The sequence below is a fragment of the Bacillus arachidis genome (assembly GCF_030285945.1).
GTDB lineage: Bacteria > Bacillota > Bacilli > Bacillales > Bacillaceae_G > Bacillus_A > Bacillus_A arachidis.
The window spans coordinates 3800551-3817566 of the sequence record NZ_CP127376.1 but is presented as its reverse complement, the minus strand read 5'-3'; the positions used below and the strand labels follow the sequence as shown (position 1 = coordinate 3817566).

17 protein-coding genes are annotated in these 17016 nt (G+C 37.3%); all 17 read left to right on the top strand.

The genetic code is table 11. From position 1 onward, the window contains the following. Positions 1-40 precede the first annotated feature (40 nt). A complete protein-coding gene (hemW, locus tag QRY57_RS21325; RefSeq protein ID WP_286016038.1) occupies positions 41-1180 on the top strand; it encodes a radical SAM family heme chaperone HemW in 1140 nt (379 codons plus the stop codon). Between the two features lie 134 nt (positions 1181-1314). Then, positions 1315-2346: a heat-inducible transcriptional repressor HrcA gene (gene hrcA / locus QRY57_RS21320; RefSeq protein WP_286016037.1), complete on the top strand. Its 1032-nt coding sequence runs from the start codon at positions 1315-1317 to the stop codon at positions 2344-2346. 108 nt (positions 2347-2454) lie between these two features. Continuing rightward, complete coding sequence (gene grpE, locus QRY57_RS21315) at positions 2455-3015, top strand: nucleotide exchange factor GrpE (RefSeq protein ID WP_026589879.1); 561 nt, start codon at positions 2455-2457, stop codon at positions 3013-3015. Positions 3016-3041: 26 nt separating this feature from the next. After that, positions 3042-4877, top strand: a complete 1836-nt coding sequence (dnaK, locus tag QRY57_RS21310) for a chaperone protein DnaK (RefSeq protein WP_090687534.1) — start codon at positions 3042-3044, stop codon at positions 4875-4877. A 219-nt stretch (positions 4878-5096) separates the two neighbouring features. Continuing rightward, positions 5097-6209: a molecular chaperone DnaJ gene (gene dnaJ, locus QRY57_RS21305; protein ID WP_286016036.1), complete on the top strand. Its 1113-nt coding sequence runs from the start codon at positions 5097-5099 to the stop codon at positions 6207-6209. 28 nt (positions 6210-6237) lie between these two features. After that, the gene (gene prmA / locus QRY57_RS21300; protein WP_026589882.1) at positions 6238-7176 is read left to right on the top strand and encodes a 50S ribosomal protein L11 methyltransferase; all 939 of its coding nucleotides are present in this window, start codon (positions 6238-6240) and stop codon (positions 7174-7176) included. Positions 7177-7322: 146 nt separating this feature from the next. Next, positions 7323-8072: a 16S rRNA (uracil(1498)-N(3))-methyltransferase gene (locus QRY57_RS21295; RefSeq protein ID WP_286016035.1), complete on the top strand. Its 750-nt coding sequence runs from the start codon at positions 7323-7325 to the stop codon at positions 8070-8072. Between the two features lie 6 nt (positions 8073-8078). Then, the gene (mtaB, locus tag QRY57_RS21290) at positions 8079-9431 is read left to right on the top strand and encodes a tRNA (N(6)-L-threonylcarbamoyladenosine(37)-C(2))-methylthiotransferase MtaB (RefSeq protein WP_026589884.1); all 1353 of its coding nucleotides are present in this window, start codon (positions 8079-8081) and stop codon (positions 9429-9431) included. Between the two features lie 145 nt (positions 9432-9576). Next, the gene (deoC, locus tag QRY57_RS21285) at positions 9577-10242 is read left to right on the top strand and encodes a deoxyribose-phosphate aldolase (protein ID WP_208018158.1); all 666 of its coding nucleotides are present in this window, start codon (positions 9577-9579) and stop codon (positions 10240-10242) included. 188 nt (positions 10243-10430) lie between these two features. Then, positions 10431-10604 (top strand): 30S ribosomal protein S21, encoded by a 174-nt coding sequence (gene rpsU / locus QRY57_RS21280; protein ID WP_000048061.1) that lies wholly within the window; start codon positions 10431-10433, stop codon positions 10602-10604. A gap of 15 nt (positions 10605-10619) precedes the next feature. Beyond that, positions 10620-11063 (top strand): GatB/YqeY domain-containing protein, encoded by a 444-nt coding sequence (locus QRY57_RS21275; protein WP_026589886.1) that lies wholly within the window; start codon positions 10620-10622, stop codon positions 11061-11063. 108 nt (positions 11064-11171) lie between these two features. Further along, complete coding sequence (yqfC, locus tag QRY57_RS21270) at positions 11172-11468, top strand: sporulation protein YqfC (protein ID WP_026589887.1); 297 nt, start codon at positions 11172-11174, stop codon at positions 11466-11468. 134 nt (positions 11469-11602) lie between these two features. After that, positions 11603-12802: a sporulation protein YqfD gene (yqfD, locus tag QRY57_RS21265; RefSeq protein WP_208018160.1), complete on the top strand. Its 1200-nt coding sequence runs from the start codon at positions 11603-11605 to the stop codon at positions 12800-12802. Positions 12803-12805: 3 nt separating this feature from the next. Next, positions 12806-13765, top strand: a complete 960-nt coding sequence (locus tag QRY57_RS21260; protein ID WP_286016034.1) for a PhoH family protein — start codon at positions 12806-12808, stop codon at positions 13763-13765. A 246-nt stretch (positions 13766-14011) separates the two neighbouring features. Then, a complete protein-coding gene (locus QRY57_RS21255) occupies positions 14012-16156 on the top strand; it encodes an HD family phosphohydrolase (protein ID WP_026589890.1) in 2145 nt (714 codons plus the stop codon). Next, positions 16153-16623, top strand: coding sequence for an rRNA maturation RNase YbeY (gene ybeY / locus QRY57_RS21250; RefSeq protein ID WP_026589891.1), 471 nt, complete (start codon positions 16153-16155; stop codon positions 16621-16623). Before QRY57_RS21255 ends, ybeY begins: the two co-directional genes overlap by 4 nt. Then, entirely contained in the window at positions 16620-16973 is a 354-nt protein-coding gene (locus tag QRY57_RS21245) for a diacylglycerol kinase family protein (protein ID WP_286016033.1), read from the top strand. The genes ybeY and QRY57_RS21245 overlap by 4 nt, the downstream gene beginning before the upstream one ends. Positions 16974-17016: the final 43 nt, after the last annotated feature.

The window sequence follows — 17016 nt, the reverse complement described above, 5'->3', positions numbered from 1 at the left end:
AAATGCGGAGGTTTTCTTTTTAGAAAGGTAGGAGTAAAATTTGATGCAAGCTGCATATATTCATATTCCGTTTTGTCAGCATATTTGTCACTATTGTGATTTTAATAAAGTTTTTATTGAACGTCAGCCAGTTGATCAATATTTGGAGTATTTAGAGAAAGAGATAATAAATACGGTTCAAAAGGTACCGTTTGAAAATATGAAAACGATTTTTGTTGGGGGCGGGACACCAACAGCATTAAATATGGAGCAGACTAAAAAGTTACTTGCCATTATTAATCGTCGTTTACGTCCGTTCGCTCCAGAGTGTGAATTAACGTTTGAAGCGAATCCTGGAGATTTACCGAAAGAAAAATTAAACCTATTATTAGAAGGTGGCGTGAACCGAATCAGTTTTGGTGTGCAAACGTTTCGAGATGAATTGCTAGAGAAGATTGGACGTAAGCATACGAGGGAAGATGCATTTGTAGCGATTCGTGAGGCGCAGGAAGTTGGCTTTACGAATATTAATGTTGATTTAATTTACGCGCTGCCAGGACAAACGATAGAAGACGTGAAAGACACATTGGACATTGCTTTTACGCTTGGAGTTCAACATTTTTCTGCATATTCATTAATTGTCGAACCCAAAACAGTTTTTTATAATTTAATGAATAAGGGGAAATTAAGGCTTCCAGGGGAAGATCATGAGGCACGAATGTATGAAATAGTAATGGATGAGATGGAGAAGCACGGTTACCATCAGTATGAAATTAGTAATTTTTCAAAAGAAGGCTATGAAAGTAGGCATAATCTCACATACTGGAATAATGAAACGTATTATGGTTTTGGAGCTGGTGCTCATAGTTATGTAAGTGGTGAGCGTATTCAAAATGTCGGGCCCCTTAAACAGTATTTTTCAAAAATCGATGAGACAGGATTTCCTTATTTAGATGTCCATGAGGTAACAAAAATAGAAAAAATGGAAGAGGAATTATTCTTAGGACTTCGAAAAACAAAAGGTGTTTCTAGAATAGGATTTCAACAGAAATTTGGAGTGGAGATAGATGAAATCTTTGCGAGACAGTTACTATATAACAAAGAGCATGGATTGCTAGAGGAAAAAGATGGTCATGTTTGTTTAACGAGACAAGGGAAGTTATTAGGTAATGAAGTGTTTCAATCGTTTTTAGTTGATTAACTTAGATGTTTCATGTATATGAAAAAGTTTTAATATTTCGTGACGTTTCCGTTGACAATTGAATGTCAATTTTGGTAAGTTATTAATAGATTTAGCACTCGAAGACAAAGAGTGCTAACAGAGGTGATGATGAGATGCTTACGGAACGTCAGCTCTTAATTTTACAAACAATTATTGATGACTTTATTGGATCAGCGCAGCCTGTTGGGTCAAGGACGTTGGCTAAAAAAGATGAAATTACATTTAGCTCCGCTACTATTCGAAATGAAATGGCTGATTTAGAGGAACTAGGTTTTATTGAAAAAACACACAGTTCTTCAGGAAGGGTTCCTTCAGAAAAGGGATACCGATTTTATGTAGATCATCTTTTAGCGCCACAGAATTTACCAAACGAGGAGATTGTACAGATTAAAGATTTATTTGCTGAAAGAATTTTTGAAGCAGAGAAGGTTGCACAGCAATCAGCTCAAATTTTATCAGAACTCACAAATTATACGGCGATAGTTCTTGGGCCGAAAGTGAGTACAAATAAGTTGAAAAATGTACAAATCGTTCCGCTTGATCATCAAACAGCAGTCGCAATTATTGTAACAGATACAGGGCATGTGCAAAGCAAAACGATTACCGTTCCGGAATCTGTTGATTTATCAGATTTAGAAAAAATGGTTAATATTTTAAATGAAAAACTATCGGGTGTACCGATGGCGGAATTGCATAATAAAATTTTCAAAGAGATTGTGACGGTTCTGCGTGGCTACGTCCATAATTATGATAGTGCAATAAAAATGTTGAATGGTACATTTCAAGTGCCTTTATCGGAAAAAATATACTTTGGCGGGAAAGCCAATATGCTTTCGCAACCGGAGTTTCATGACATCCAAAAGGTACGTTCCTTGCTAACTATGATTGATAATGAAGCCGCATTTTACGATATTTTGCGTAATAAACAAGTCGGTATTCAAGTGAAAATCGGTCGAGAAAATTCTTCGATTGCTATGGAGGATTGTAGTTTAATCTCTGCAACTTATTCCATTGGTGAAGAACAGATTGGGACCATTGCAATTTTAGGACCAACGAGAATGCAATACTCTCGTGTGATTAGTCTGTTACAATTGTTTACAAGGCAATTTACAGACGGCTTAAACGGATTGTATAAATCAAAATAATAAATTCGCTCAAGCAGTGAACATAATCATTGCTGGTGTGTAACATAAAATATGCTTGGGTGCTCATGCTAAGCATGAGCCCAGGTGCCTTTTAAGGAGGTGAAAGTTGTGGAAGAGCGTAACGAACAAGTAGTTGAAGAAGCGCAAAATGAAGAAACTATTACAGCAAAGAGCAGTGAAGAAACTGTGGTAGAAGAAAAAAGTGAAGCGGCTCTTTTACAAGAAAAGGTAGATGAATTGCAAGTGAAACTGACGGAAACGGAAGGGCGCATGCTACGTCTACAAGCTGATTTTGAAAATTATAAGCGCCGTGTTCAAATGGATAAACAGGCTGCTGAAAAATATAGAGCACAAAGTCTTGTTTCAGATATCTTGCCAGCTCTTGATAACTTTGAAAGAGCAATGCAAGTGGAAGCAAATGACGAGCAAATGAAGTCCTTATTACAAGGTATGGAAATGGTGTATCGTCAATTGGTAGAAGCGATGACAAAAGAAGGTGTGGAAGCGATTGAAGCTGTTGGTAAACAGTTTGATCCTCATGAACACCAAGCTGTTATGCAAGTAGAAGACAGTGAATTTGAATCAAACGCGGTTGTGGAAGAATTCCAAAAAGGTTATAGACTAAAAGACCGTGTGATTCGCCCATCAATGGTAAAAGTAAATCAATAATTTACATAAAAGTAGGAGGATTCGCCATGAGTAAAATTATCGGTATTGACTTAGGTACAACAAACTCTTGTGTAGCTGTTATGGAAGGTGGAGAACCAAAGGTTATCCCAAATCCAGAAGGAAACCGTACAACGCCTTCTGTTGTAGCTTTCAAAAATGAAGAGCGTCAAGTTGGGGAAGTTGCGAAACGTCAAGCAATTACAAACCCAAACACAATCATGTCTGTTAAACGTCATATGGGTACAGACTACAAAGTAGAAGTTGAGGGTAAAGAATATACGCCTCAAGAAATTTCTGCGATCATTTTACAAAACTTAAAAGCTTCTGCTGAAGCATACTTAGGTGAAACAGTAACGAAAGCTGTTATTACAGTACCTGCATACTTCAACGATGCAGAGCGCCAAGCAACAAAAGATGCTGGTCGTATTGCTGGTTTAGAAGTTGAGCGTATTATTAACGAACCAACAGCAGCAGCGCTTGCTTACGGTTTGGAAAAACAAGATGAAGAACAAAAAATCTTAGTATATGACTTAGGTGGCGGTACATTTGACGTATCTATCCTTGAGTTAGCTGATGGAACATTTGAAGTTATTTCAACTGCTGGTGACAACCGTCTTGGTGGAGATGACTTTGACCAAGTTATCATCGATCACTTAGTAGCTGAATTCAAAAAAGAAAACAACATTGATTTAAGCCAAGATAAAATGGCGCTTCAACGTCTGAAAGATGCAGCTGAAAAAGCGAAAAAAGATCTTTCTGGTGTAACACAAACACAAATTTCATTACCATTCATTAGTGCTGGGGCTGCTGGTCCATTACACTTAGAATTAACATTAACAAGAGCGAAATTCGAAGAGCTTTCAGCAAGCCTTGTTGAAAGAACGTTAGAACCGACTCGTCGTGCATTAAAAGACGCTGGTCTATCTGCAAGCGAATTAGATCGTGTTATCCTTGTTGGTGGTTCTACTCGTATCCCAGCTGTACAAGAAGCTATTAAACGTGAAACTGGTAAAGAACCATACAAAGGTGTTAACCCTGATGAAGTTGTAGCATTAGGTGCTGCAGTTCAAGGTGGCGTGCTTACTGGTGATGTAGAAGGCGTTCTACTATTAGATGTAACTCCACTTTCTTTAGGTATCGAAACGATGGGTGGCGTATTTACAAAATTAATCGAACGTAATACAACAATTCCAACGAGTAAGTCACAAGTATTCTCAACTGCTGCTGATAACCAACCTGCAGTAGACATTCACGTACTACAAGGTGAGCGCCCGATGTCAGCTGACAACAAAACATTAGGTCGCTTCCAATTAACTGATATCCCACCAGCACCACGTGGTATTCCACAAATTGAAGTAACATTCGATATTGATGCGAACGGTATCGTTAATGTACGTGCAAAAGACTTAGGAACAAGCAAAGAACAAACAATTACAATTCAATCTTCTTCAGGTCTTTCTGATGAAGAAGTAGAGCGTATGGTAAAAGAAGCAGAATCAAATGCTGATGCGGACCAAAAACGTAAGGAAGAAGTTGAACTTCGTAATGAAGCTGACCAACTTGTATTCCAAACAGATAAAGTTGTAAAAGATTTAGAAGGTAAAGTAGATGCAGCTGAAGTGGCGAAAGCAACAGAAGCGAAAGATGCATTAAAAGCGGCAATCGAGAAAAATGATCTTGATGAAATCCGTACGAAAAAAGATGCTCTTCAAGAAATCGTACAACAACTAACTGTAAAATTGTATGAGCAAGCTCAAGCGGCTGCTGGTGCTCAGCAAGCAGAAGGTGCACAAGGTAACGCTGGTGCAAAAAATGACAATGTAGTTGATGCTGAGTTTGAAGAAGTAAAAGAAGACAAGTAATAAAACAAAATAAGTAAGATGACAAAAAGTCAAAGTCAAGCGTGCCTTGGCTTTGGCTTTTTTCACGAATAAGAAAAGGGCTTAGTATGAACTAAGTATTTTAGTTAAGGGTCTTACGTTTTTGTTTTTGCATACTGTAAGTAAGGAAACTTTGTTGCAAAGCACTTTCTTTCGGTGTTAAAATTACGTTTATGTGAAAGATTCGGGGGTTACAAATTTATGAATAAAAGAGATTATTATGAGGTGCTTGGCCTTAGCAAGGGCGCATCAAAAGATGAAATCAAAAAAGCATACCGTCGTTTGGCGAAAAAATATCATCCAGACGTAAGTAAAGAAGAAAATGCAATTGAAAAATTTAAAGAAGTACAAGAAGCGTATGAAGTGTTAAGTGATGATCAAAAACGTGCGCAATACGATCAGTTTGGTCATGCGGATCCAAATCAAGGCTTTGGTGGCTTTGGCGGTGGAGATTTTGGTGGTGGATTCGGATTTGAAGACATCTTTAGTTCATTCTTTGGCGGAGGTGGCGGCAGACGTCGTGATCCAAATGCACCACGCCAAGGCGCTGATTTGCAATATCAAGTTACTTTAAATTTTGAAGAAGCTATTTTTGGTAAAGAATTAAATATCGAAATTCCAGTGGAAGATCCTTGTGATACATGTCATGGTAGCGGTGCAAAACCAGGAACTTCAAAAGAGACATGTAAATACTGTTCAGGAACAGGGCAAGTAAGTGTAGAACAAAATACGCCGTTTGGTCGCATTGTAAATCGTCAAGCGTGTAAACATTGTTCAGGAACAGGACAAATGATTAAAGAGAAATGTACAACATGTCATGGATCTGGAAAAGTACGTAAACGTAAAAAAATTAACGTTAAAATTCCAGCAGGTATTGATAATGGCCAACAAATCCGTGTGTCTGGTAAAGGTGAAGCGGGTGTGAACGGAGGCCCAGCTGGGGACTTATATGTTGTTGTTCAGGTAAGAAATCACGAATTCTTCGAGCGTGATGGGGATCATATTATTTGTGAAATGCCATTAACATTCGCACAAGTAGCACTTGGTGCTGAAGTGGAAGTCCCAACGGTTCATGGGAAAATAAAACTAAAAATTCCAGCGGGTACACAAACTGGAACGGAATTCCGTCTAAAAGGAAAAGGGGCTCCAAATGTACGTGGGTATGGACAAGGAGATCAATACGTAGTAGTTCGTGTTGTTGTACCAACGAAATTAACAGCGCATCAAAAAGAATTATTGCGTGAATTTGCAGGACAGGAAGATCAAGATGATAGCTTATTTGGAAAGCTTAAACGGGCTTTCAAAGGGGAATAATGGAAATAAAAAATGGAGTTGGTAAATTGTGAAATGGTCAGAAATTAGTATTCATACAACAGAGGAAGCAGTAGAAGCTGTCTCTCATATTTTACATGAAGCAGGTGCTAGTGGCGTAGCGATTGAAGATCCGGCAGAATTAACAAAAGAGCGTGAGCAACAGTATGGAGAAATTTATGCGTTGAATCCAGCTGAATATCCAGAGGATGGCGTGATAATAAAAGCATACTTCCCACAAACGGATTCTTTACATGAAACAGTTGCAAGTGTAAAATCATCTATTGATGTACTTCCATCTTACGACATCGAAATTGGTACAGGAAATATCACGATTAATGAAGTCGATGAGGAAGACTGGGCGACTGCTTGGAAAAAATATTATCATCCAGTTCAAATTTCTGATACATTCACAATTGTGCCGACATGGGAAGAATATACACCTTCTTCTCCAAATGAAAAAATTATTGAGTTAGATCCAGGTATGGCGTTTGGTACAGGGACGCATCCAACAACAACGATGTGTATTCGTGCGTTAGAAAAAACAGTTCAGCCAGGTAATACAGTAATTGATGTTGGAACAGGTTCAGGTGTATTAAGTATTGCAGCAGCAAAATTAGGTGCAGCATCTGTTCAGGCATATGACTTAGATCCAGTTGCAGTTGAAAGTGCAGAGATGAATGTTCGTTTAAATAAAACGGACGATGTCGTATCTGTAGGACAAAATAGTTTATTAGAAGGTATTGAAGGCCCAGTAGATTTAATTGTAGCGAATTTACTTGCGGAAATTATTCTTTTATTCCCTGAAGATGCAGCGAGAGTTGTAAAGCAGGGCGGACTATTTATTACATCTGGTATTATTGCAGCAAAAGAAAAAATAATTTCTGAAGCTCTAGAAAAAGCTGGATTTACAATTGAAGAAGTTTTAAGAATGGAAGATTGGGTAGCAATCATTGCACGAAATGCGTAATATATAATTTATATTTATAATAAACGTAGAAGTCTCTCGCTGTATAAAGCGAGGGACTTGCCGTTTGTTATATGAAAATGATAACGTTTCGTTCTTTTCGTAAGTATGGACTTACGAAAGGAACGAAACTTTGCTAAGGTGATGAGATGCAACGTTATTTTGTAGAAGAAAAATATGTAAATAATGCAAGTATTCGAATTGTAGGCGATGATGTACATCATATCGTAAGAGTGATGCGCATGTCAGCAGGTGATCACATTTATTGCTGTGTAAACGGTAAAACGGCAATGTGTACAATTGCTGAAATTACCAGTGAATTTGTGGATAGTGCTATTGTAGAATGGGTAGAGGCGTCAAGCGAACTGCCAGTGTTCGTAACGATTGCAAGTGGACTGCCTAAAGGAGACAAGTTAGAGCTTATTTTCCAAAAAGGAACTGAGCTTGGAGCAGCTGCATTTTTACCATTTCAAGCATCTCGTTCTATCGTAAAATGGGATGCGAAAAAAGCAGATAAAAAAGTTGAGCGTTTGAAAAAAATTGTGAAAGAAGCGGCAGAACAATCGCATAGAAGTGAAATTCCAGATGTACAAGCCCCGGCATCATTTAAACAATTGCTTGCGATGAGTAGTGATTATGATGCTTGTCTTGTTGCATATGAAGAGGAAGCAAAGCAAGGCGAAAAAGCTAATTTTGCGAAGGCTTTAGCAGCACTTGAACGCGGTCAAAGGCTGTTGATTGTATTTGGCCCAGAAGGTGGTCTATCTGAGGAAGAAATTTCTGCGCTTCGTGAACATAAATTTGTACCATGTAGTTTAGGACCGAGGATTTTACGAACGGAAACGGCGCCGCTTTACGCGTTAAGTGCTGCTTCTTATCATTTTGAATTGATGGAGTGATGATTAATGGCAACTGTTGCGTTTCACACGTTAGGTTGTAAAGTAAACCACTATGAAACAGAAGCAATTTGGCAATTATTTAAACAGGGTGGTTATGAAAGAACTGAGTATGAAAAGAAAGCTGATGTATATGTAATCAATACATGTACAGTAACAAATACTGGAGACAAAAAAAGCCGTCAAGTTATTCGACGTGCGGTACGTCAAAATCCGGACGCTGTTATTTGTGTAACAGGATGTTACGCACAAACATCTCCAGCGGAAATTATGGCGATTCCAGGTGTAGATATCGTAGTTGGTACACAAGATCGTGAAAAAATGCTAGGGTATATTGAAGAGTTCCGTAAAGAACGTCAGCCAATCAATGCCGTCCGCAACATTATGAAAACACGTGTATATGAAGAGCTTGATGTACCGTATTTCACTGATCGTACACGTGCATCTTTAAAAATACAAGAAGGTTGTAATAACTTTTGTACGTTCTGTATCATTCCTTGGGCACGTGGTTTAATGCGTTCTCGTGATGGAAAAGAAGTTATTCATCAGGCGCAGCAATTAGTTGATGCAGGGTATAAAGAAATCGTATTAACTGGTATTCATACAGGTGGATACGGTGAAGACATGAAGGATTATAACTTAGCTGGATTACTTCGCGATATGGAAGCAGAGGTAACTGGTTTAAAACGCCTTCGTATCTCTTCAATCGAAGCGAGTCAAATTTCAGATGAAGTAATTGAAGTGCTAGATAAATCTGAAGTAGTTGTGCGTCACTTGCACATTCCGCTGCAATCAGGTTCTAACACTGTACTAAAACGTATGCGCCGTAAGTATACAATGGAATTTTTCCAAGAGCGTTTAGATCGTTTAAAAGAAGCGTTACCAGGCCTTGCGATTACATCTGATGTAATTGTTGGTTTCCCTGGTGAAACGGAAGAGGAGTTTATGGAAACATATAATTTCATTAAAGAAAACCGTTTCTCTGAATTACACGTGTTCCCTTATTCGAAACGTACAGGAACACCTGCGGCTCGTATGGATGACCAAATTCCTGAGGAAGTCAAAAATGATCGTGTGCACCGCCTAATTGAATTATCAAATCAATTGGCGAAAGAGTATGCTTCTCAATTTGAAGGGGAAGTTCTTGAAATTATTCCAGAAGAGCCTTTCAAAGATGGCGATCGCGAAGGATTATATGTAGGTTATACAGATAATTACTTAAAAGTTGTGTTTGAAGGATCTGAAGAATTAATCGGTAAACTAGTAAAAGTGAAGATTACAAAAGCTGGTTATCCATATAACGAAGCGCAATTTGTTCGTGTTCTTGAAGATGATGTGAAAAAAGAATCAGCAAGCGCGTAATAGGAAAGCATGCAAACGAAAAAGGGTTTGCATGCTTTTTTCTTTGCTGGAGAAGTTAAGATATGAAGATGTAATATTTCATGCTATAATGCTAACCGTTATGGTTGTCAGACGACCGTGTAGTGAAGAAAGGGGCATATAAAAAATGGACTATGCAAAATTAATTGACCACACATTATTAAAACCGGATACAAAAAAAGAAGCGATTGTTACATTATGTGAAGAAGCAAAAAAGCATGACTTTGCGTCTGTGTGTGTAAACCCTACTTGGGTTGAGACTGCAGCTGAATTATTAAAAGGTACAGATGTAAAAGTTTGTACAGTAATCGGCTTCCCGCTTGGGGCGAATACACCAGAAACAAAAGCGTTTGAAACAAAAGATGCAATTGCAAAAGGTGCAACGGAAGTTGATATGGTAATTAACATTGGTGCATTAAAAGATAAAAATGATGAATTAGTAGAGCGTGATGTTCGGGCGGTTGTAGAAGCTGCAAAAGGAAAAGCGCTTGTGAAAATTATTATTGAAACGTGCCTATTAACAGAAGAAGAAAAAGTTCGTGCTTGTAAATTATCTGTAAAATCAGGTGTGGATTTTGTAAAAACATCAACAGGCTTCTCAACAGGTGGAGCAACAGTGGAAGACGTAGCACTAATGAGAAAAACAGTTGGACCAGAAATTGGTGTGAAAGCTTCTGGTGGTGTTCGTAACGGAGAAGATATGGATAGAATGGTAGAAGCAGGAGCGACGCGTATCGGTACAAGTGCAGGCGTAGCTTTAGTGAGTGGAAAAACAGCAACAACGGATTATTAATTTAAAAGTGGAAGTTGTTCGTTCAGAATTGGAGGGTATTGAAGCTGATACTCTTCTTTTATTCTGTCAAATAGTTGACCTGAAGTGACAAAATGTATTATAATCGTAAAAGACATGCTGAAGAAGTGTTTCTTTTTGCATGCTGAAGTTAGTATGTAAGTGTGATGTTTCGGAGGGAGGGAAAGAGAATGTCAAAAACAGTCGTTCGTAAAAACGAGTCTTTGGAGGATGCACTTCGCCGTTTTAAAAGATCGGTTTCTAAAACTGGTACACTTGCTGAAGCAAGAAAGCGCGAGTTTTATGAAAAACCAAGTGTAAAACGTAAGAAGAAATCTGAAGCGGCAAGAAAGCGTAAATTCTAAGAGAGGGTGTAAGTTATGAGTCTTCTCGGTCGTTTAAACGATGATATGAAACAAGCGATGAAGAATAAACAAAAAGAAAAATTAACCGTTATTCGTATGGTTAAGGCTGCTTTGCAAAATGAAGGAATTAAACTGCAACAAACTCTTACTGAAGAAGAGGAATTAACAGTTTTAACTCGTGAAGTAAAACAGCGTAAGGACTCCCTCCTTGAATTTAAAAAAGCGGGTCGTGATGACCTTGTTGATAAACTGCAAAGTGAAATTCAGATTTTAAATACGTATTTACCTGAACAACTAACAGAAGAAGAGCTAGCAAATGTAATTAAGCAAGTAATTTCTGAGGTTGGTGCTGCTTCTAAAGCAGATATGGGTAAAGTGATGAGTGCTGTTATGCCGAAAGTAAAAGGTAAAGCAGACGGATCACAAGTGAATAAGCTGGTTGCACAGCTATTAGCATAAAAAAGCGTCTCATGAGAAATGAGACGTTTTTTTATGCTTTTTTTCTATTTGGACGTGATATTACAAGCCCTTTTTTCATACATATGGGATGAGAGGGGGGTCTTGGAGATGAAGAAATTAGTGCAAATGAAAAATTGGCTAACGAAGCAAATAGACCTACCAGTGGATGTGTTAATGGATCTACCTCGTATTACTCTTGTCGGGCAAGTGCATATTTATATAGAAAATCATCGGGGATTATTAGTATTTACAGATAAAGAAGTACGGTTGTTATTAAAACATGGTCAATTATTAATAAAAGGGCAATCATTTGTGATTAAAACGATTCTTCCAGAAGAACTTTTGTTGGAGGGGAATATTGAACAAGTAATGTTTTTAGAAAGTGAGAAGAAAGATACACCATAATAAAACTTCCATTAGTGAAGTTTTTCTTCTTATCTCGCTTCGTACGAGCTATTTGAATGTTAAAAGTTGAAAAAAGCACTATGAAAATAGTCGCATAACACCTGTGCTTTTGAGAAAGGTAGTGGGGGCTGACGATGAAAAATCAATGGTTTACACGATGGGTTGGATATGTGAAGGTTCGAATTGAAGGTAGAGGAGCGGAGCGTTTTATTAATGAATGTGTGCGTAGAAATTTAGTTGTATGGGATGTAAAAAAGATTGCAGAAGATACATTAGTATTTTTTATGTTACTTCGTGATGTGAAACGGCTGAGACCGATTTATCGAAAAAATGAATGCAAGCTATACTTTATTGGACGTTTCGGTTTTCCGTTTTGGAATAAGCGATTGCTTAAGAATAGTGGTTTTCTAATTGGATTTCTTATCTTTTTTTTCGGTATGATTGCTTTATCAAACATGGTCTGGAAAATCGAGATTACAGGGGCGAAACCGGAAACAGAATATATTCTTATGAAAGAATTGGACAAAATGGGCATTAAAAAAGGAAGACTCCAATTTCAAATGCCGAGTGTAGAGGATGTTCAACGTCATTTAACAGATAATATTAATGCAATTACGTGGGCTGGTTTAGAGATAAAGGGAACGACGTATCATTTTAAAATCGTTGAAAAAAATGAGCCGGAGAAGGAGAAAGAGCAAAAGCCGCAACATTTAGTTGCCAAAAAAGAGGCGATAGTTACAAAAACATTTGTGGAAACTGGAAAACCAGTTGTAATGAAAAATGATTATGTGCAAAAGGGACAACTTCTTGTGTCAGGAATGTTTGGAAAAGAGGATAATCCAACAATTGTTTCTGCTAAAGGAATTGTATATGGCGAAACATGGTATGAATCTGAAGTGACAGTTCCTTTAAAAACAACGTTTCAAGTGTATACAGGAAATTCATATAATGAGCATTATCTTCGTTTTGGAAGTGTTAAAATAAAAATATGGGGATTTCAGCATGATAAGTATAAGCGGCCTCGTACTGAGAATATCAAACATGATGTGAAACTATTCGGTTTTTCATTGCCTATTTCTTATGAGAAGGAAATTGTGCGTGAAGAGGAAGAAGCGAACCGTGAATATACAGAAAAACAAGCGATGCAAGTAGCAAAGGAAATGGCTGCAAAAGAACTAAAGAAAAAATTGGATGAACATGCTATGATTGTAAGTGATAAGATTTTGCGTAAAGAGGTTGAGGTAGATCATCTAAGAGTGACATTACATTATACAGTGATTGAAAATATTGCAGAGCCACAACCGATATCTGAATCCGACATTCAAGGAGACTGAGTAATGGCAGAACAATTAGTAGAAATGAATCAACAAGTGGAAAATCATAATGAAGCAATTGCTCTATTTGGAGTGAATGATGCACATTTGAAAGTAATTGAGCGAGAACTTGCTGTATCTATCGTAACGCGAGGTGAATCTGTCCGTGTATCTGGAACAGATGAAGCGGTGGTGCTTGTTGAAAAAATCTTACAGCAATTACTTGCTGTTATTCGTAAAGGTGTATCAATCTCTGAACGAGATGTTGCATATGCAATTCAGCTTGGTCGGCAAGGAAAAATAACTCATTTTGAAGAGCTATATGAAGAGGAAATTTTTAAAACAGCAAAAGGTAAATCCATCCGTATGAAAACAATGGGGCAAAGACAGTACATTCATGCGATGAAGAAGAATGATATTGTATTTGGAATAGGGCCTGCTGGTACAGGGAAGACGTATTTAGCTGTGGTAATGGCTGTACGAGCATTAAAGCAAGGGTATGTAAAAAAGATTATTTTAACGAGACCAGCTGTAGAAGCAGGGGAAAGCTTAGGTTTTTTACCAGGTGATTTAAAAGAAAAGGTAGACCCTTATTTACGTCCTTTATACGATGCACTTCATGATATTCTTGGGCAAGAATATACGCAGCGTATGCTAGAGAGAGGAACGATTGAAATTGCACCTCTTGCATATATGAGGGGGCGTACGTTGGATGATTCATTCGTTATTTTGGATGAAGCCCAAAATACAACTGGTGCTCAAATTAAAATGTTTTTAACTCGCCTAGGCTTTAGCTCAAAAATGGTTGTTACTGGCGATCCATCACAAGTTGACTTACCAAAGGGAGTAAAGTCAGGTCTTTCAATTGCTGCAAACGTTCTATCAGGAGTATCAGGTCTTTCATTTGTTGTATTAGAACAATCAGATGTTGTAAGACATCCCCTTGTGCAGCGGATTATCGAGGCGTATGATAAAATGGAATGATCCTACTTGTAAGGATCATTTCTTTTTGTATGATAGAGATAGAGGAAAGGGTTGGCGAATAGCTTATTTTTTACTATCATTAAAGGATGGACAAGTAGATTTATGTATTTGGGAGTGTACAATACAATTTAAAAGCCTGCTTGTAAAAAGCTTGATTGGTGAGGATTAATCATTAGTGGAGATGAAGAAAGTTCTCGATTGATTAAAGTTTCACTTTATGTCTGGAGAGGAGAAGGTATTGAAATCATGTCAAGATCTCAAGAAATTTCTAGGTGGTTTCGTAACATACAACATTCGAAAAAATTAAGCTGGATTTCTTATATTTTATTAGGAGCGGTACTGTTTTTTGCACTTATGAACAATGTGAAACCAGAACAACTAGATGTTAAAATGCTATCTATTTCTAAACAAACAATCCACTCTCCTATCAAAATTGAAGATAAAGTAACGACAGATAGAAAAAAGAGGGAAGCCGCTCAAAAGATTGAAGATCAATATACATATCGAAGCGAATATAAGCAAAATAAAGTGGATATTGTAAATTCTGTCTTTGATGCGATAAAAGAAGTGGAAGCTGAAACGAAGCCTGCCGGTCCTGATGAACAGAAAAAGATTTCTGCTGCGGAACGATTAGAAAAGCTTAAAAAGAAATTGCCGGCTGATTTGACAAAAAGTTTATCTGATTCTGTACTGTTGCAGTTTGTAAATGCTGAGCCAGATCAATTGTCATTGGCGAGGGATGCTGTGGTAACAGCAATTAATAATATTATGAGTACGCACATTAAAATGAATGAAGAAAATGATGCGAGAGAGCGATTTGTTAATGAAATACGCAATGTTAATGTAAATAGTGATTTGAAAGAGGCACTTAATGTACTTGGAAAATATGCAATTGAAGCGAATTATTTCTATGATTCAGTTGCTACAAAAGAACGAAAGCAAATGGCGATGGATGCGGTAGCACCAGTGTATATTTTACAAGGACAAATTCTGGTTAAGGAAGGCGACACAATTACAAGAGAAGTATACGATCAGTTAAAATTGGTTGGACTTCTCGAACAAGGGAATACATTCCAACCATTTGTAGGATTAGCAATCATTATTGGTGTACTCGTATTCTTTATGCATAAACAATTTGAATCGTTTTTAAAATTGAAAAGAGAAGAAAAACCGTATATTTTAGCGTATACAACAATTGTAGCAATTACAGTTGTTTTGATGAAAATTATTAGTTTGTTTCAAAAGTTGGAATATGCAGGAATCGCGTATGTTGTTCCGGTCGCGATGGGAACAATATTGGTAAAATTAATGATTGGTGATCGTTTTGTTTTTATAACAAGTATGATCTTCTCTGTATGTGGGAGTATCCTGTTTAATGAAGGTGTAACGAGTACACTGAATTATAGTGTAGGTATTTATGTTTTACTGAGTTCTTTATCTGTTAGCATCTTTTTGAGAGAGAAAAACAGACGTACAATGATCTTGCAAGCTGGTATCCTTGTTTCCGTTTTGAATGTAGTTGTATTAGCCGCGCTATTACTTTTACGAAATGGAAATTTCTCACCGCTTGAAATTAGTTCGCAATTATTAATGGCTGCAGCTTCTGGTATCATTTCATCTATTTTAGCTATGGGTATTTTACCGTATTTAGAGAGTGGTCTTGGTATTGTATCAAGTATGAAGCTTATGGAGCTTTCAAGCCCGAATCATCCACTCCTTCGTAAGATTTTATTAGAAGCACCGGGAACGTATCATCATAGCGTTATGGTTGCTAATCTTTCTGAGGCAGCTTGTGAGGCGGTTGGAGCAAATGGAGTTTTAGCACGTGTTGGTGCGTATTATCACGATATCGGAAAAACGCTGCAACCTCATTTCTTTATAGAAAACCAAATGGGGATTGAAAACCCGCATGATAAATTAGATCCTGAAACGAGCAGAGATATTATCATTGCTCATGTGACAAATGGAGTAAAAATGTTAGAAGAACATCATATTCCACAAGAAATTATTGATATTGCAGGACAGCATCATGGAACAACATTACTTAAATATTTTTACTATAAAGCAATTAAAGAAGATAAAGAGAAATATACAGAAGAAATGTTCCGTTATCCAGGATCAAAAGCGACGTCAAAAGAGTCTGCGATTGTTGGGATTGCTGATAGCGTTGAAGCGGCAGTGCGTTCCATGAACCATCCAACACCAGAACAAATTAATAATTTAGTACAAAGTATTATAAAAGATCGCTTGCAGGATGGCCAATTTAGTGAATGTAATTTGACATTTAAAGAATTACAAATTGTTGGAAAAACTTTGTGTGAAACGTTAAATGGTATTTTCCATTCTCGTATTAAATATCCGGAGCCGCCGGAAGAAAAGGTGAAAGAATGAGTTTGTTAATAGATTTTTTTGATGAAACAGAAGAAGTGAAAGAAGAATATGTGAATATGATTCGCGATTTGTTAGAGCAAGCAGCACGAATGGAGAACGTAGAAGATGGAACGGAGCTTTCTGTTACATTTGTTGATAATAAACGTATTCAAGAAATTAATCGTGATTATCGTGATAAAGATCAACCGACAGACGTTATTTCTTTTGCGATGGAGGATATGGGAGAGGGAGAGATGGAGATCGTTGGTGCGGAAATGCCACGTATGTTAGGGGATCTTATTATTTCTATCCCAAGAACGAAAGAACAGGCTGAAGAATATGGACATTCCTTTGATCGTGAGCTAGGTTTTTTAGCATTACATGGATTCCTACATTTACTTGGTTATGATCATATGACAGATGAAGACGAAAAAGAAATGTTTGGAAAGCAAAAGGAAATTTTAGAGGTATTTGGATTAGGGCGATGAAAAAAGGAAAGCTTATAAATAGTTTCGGATATGCTATAGCTGGCATATACTTTTGTCTTCGTCACGAAAGAAATATGAAAATTCATTTTGGGGCCGCAGTTATTGTTATATGCTGCGGCTTTTATTTCCATGTAACGATAACGGAATGGTTCATATTACTCATTACAATTGGAATTGTAATGAGTTTGGAAATGGTTAATACGGCAATTGAAAAAACGGTTGATTTAGCTACTGAAGATTTTAAACCACTTGCTAAAATTGCAAAAGATGTTGCTGCTGGATCAGTACTGTTATTTACTGTTATCGCTGTTATAATTGGTGCTATTATCTTTTTACCTTATATGGTATAGTTGCATTCCAAAGTTTTTGTTATGCTTTGGTAGCGTTCAAAAC

Excerpts from the sequence above, each read along its gene's own strand:
- hrcA (WP_286016037.1), top strand. The coding sequence starts at position 1,315 with ATGCTTACGGAACGTCAGCTCTTAATTTTACAAACAATTATTGATGAC.
- dnaK (WP_090687534.1), top strand. The coding sequence starts at position 3,042 with ATGAGTAAAATTATCGGTATTGACTTAGGTACAACAAACTCTTGTGTA.
- dnaJ (WP_286016036.1), top strand. The coding sequence starts at position 5,097 with ATGAATAAAAGAGATTATTATGAGGTGCTTGGCCTTAGCAAGGGCGCA.
- QRY57_RS21295 (WP_286016035.1), top strand. The coding sequence starts at position 7,323 with ATGCAACGTTATTTTGTAGAAGAAAAATATGTAAATAATGCAAGTATT.
- mtaB (WP_026589884.1), top strand. The coding sequence starts at position 8,079 with ATGGCAACTGTTGCGTTTCACACGTTAGGTTGTAAAGTAAACCACTAT.
- deoC (WP_208018158.1), top strand. The coding sequence starts at position 9,577 with ATGGACTATGCAAAATTAATTGACCACACATTATTAAAACCGGATACA.
- rpsU (WP_000048061.1), top strand. The coding sequence starts at position 10,431 with ATGTCAAAAACAGTCGTTCGTAAAAACGAGTCTTTGGAGGATGCACTT.
- QRY57_RS21275 (WP_026589886.1), top strand. The coding sequence starts at position 10,620 with ATGAGTCTTCTCGGTCGTTTAAACGATGATATGAAACAAGCGATGAAG.
- yqfC (WP_026589887.1), top strand. The coding sequence starts at position 11,172 with ATGAAGAAATTAGTGCAAATGAAAAATTGGCTAACGAAGCAAATAGAC.
- yqfD (WP_208018160.1), top strand. The coding sequence starts at position 11,603 with ATGAAAAATCAATGGTTTACACGATGGGTTGGATATGTGAAGGTTCGA.
- QRY57_RS21260 (WP_286016034.1), top strand. The coding sequence starts at position 12,806 with ATGGCAGAACAATTAGTAGAAATGAATCAACAAGTGGAAAATCATAAT.
- QRY57_RS21255 (WP_026589890.1), top strand. The coding sequence starts at position 14,012 with ATGTCAAGATCTCAAGAAATTTCTAGGTGGTTTCGTAACATACAACAT.
- ybeY (WP_026589891.1), top strand. The coding sequence starts at position 16,153 with ATGAGTTTGTTAATAGATTTTTTTGATGAAACAGAAGAAGTGAAAGAA.
- QRY57_RS21245 (WP_286016033.1), top strand. The coding sequence starts at position 16,620 with ATGAAAAAAGGAAAGCTTATAAATAGTTTCGGATATGCTATAGCTGGC.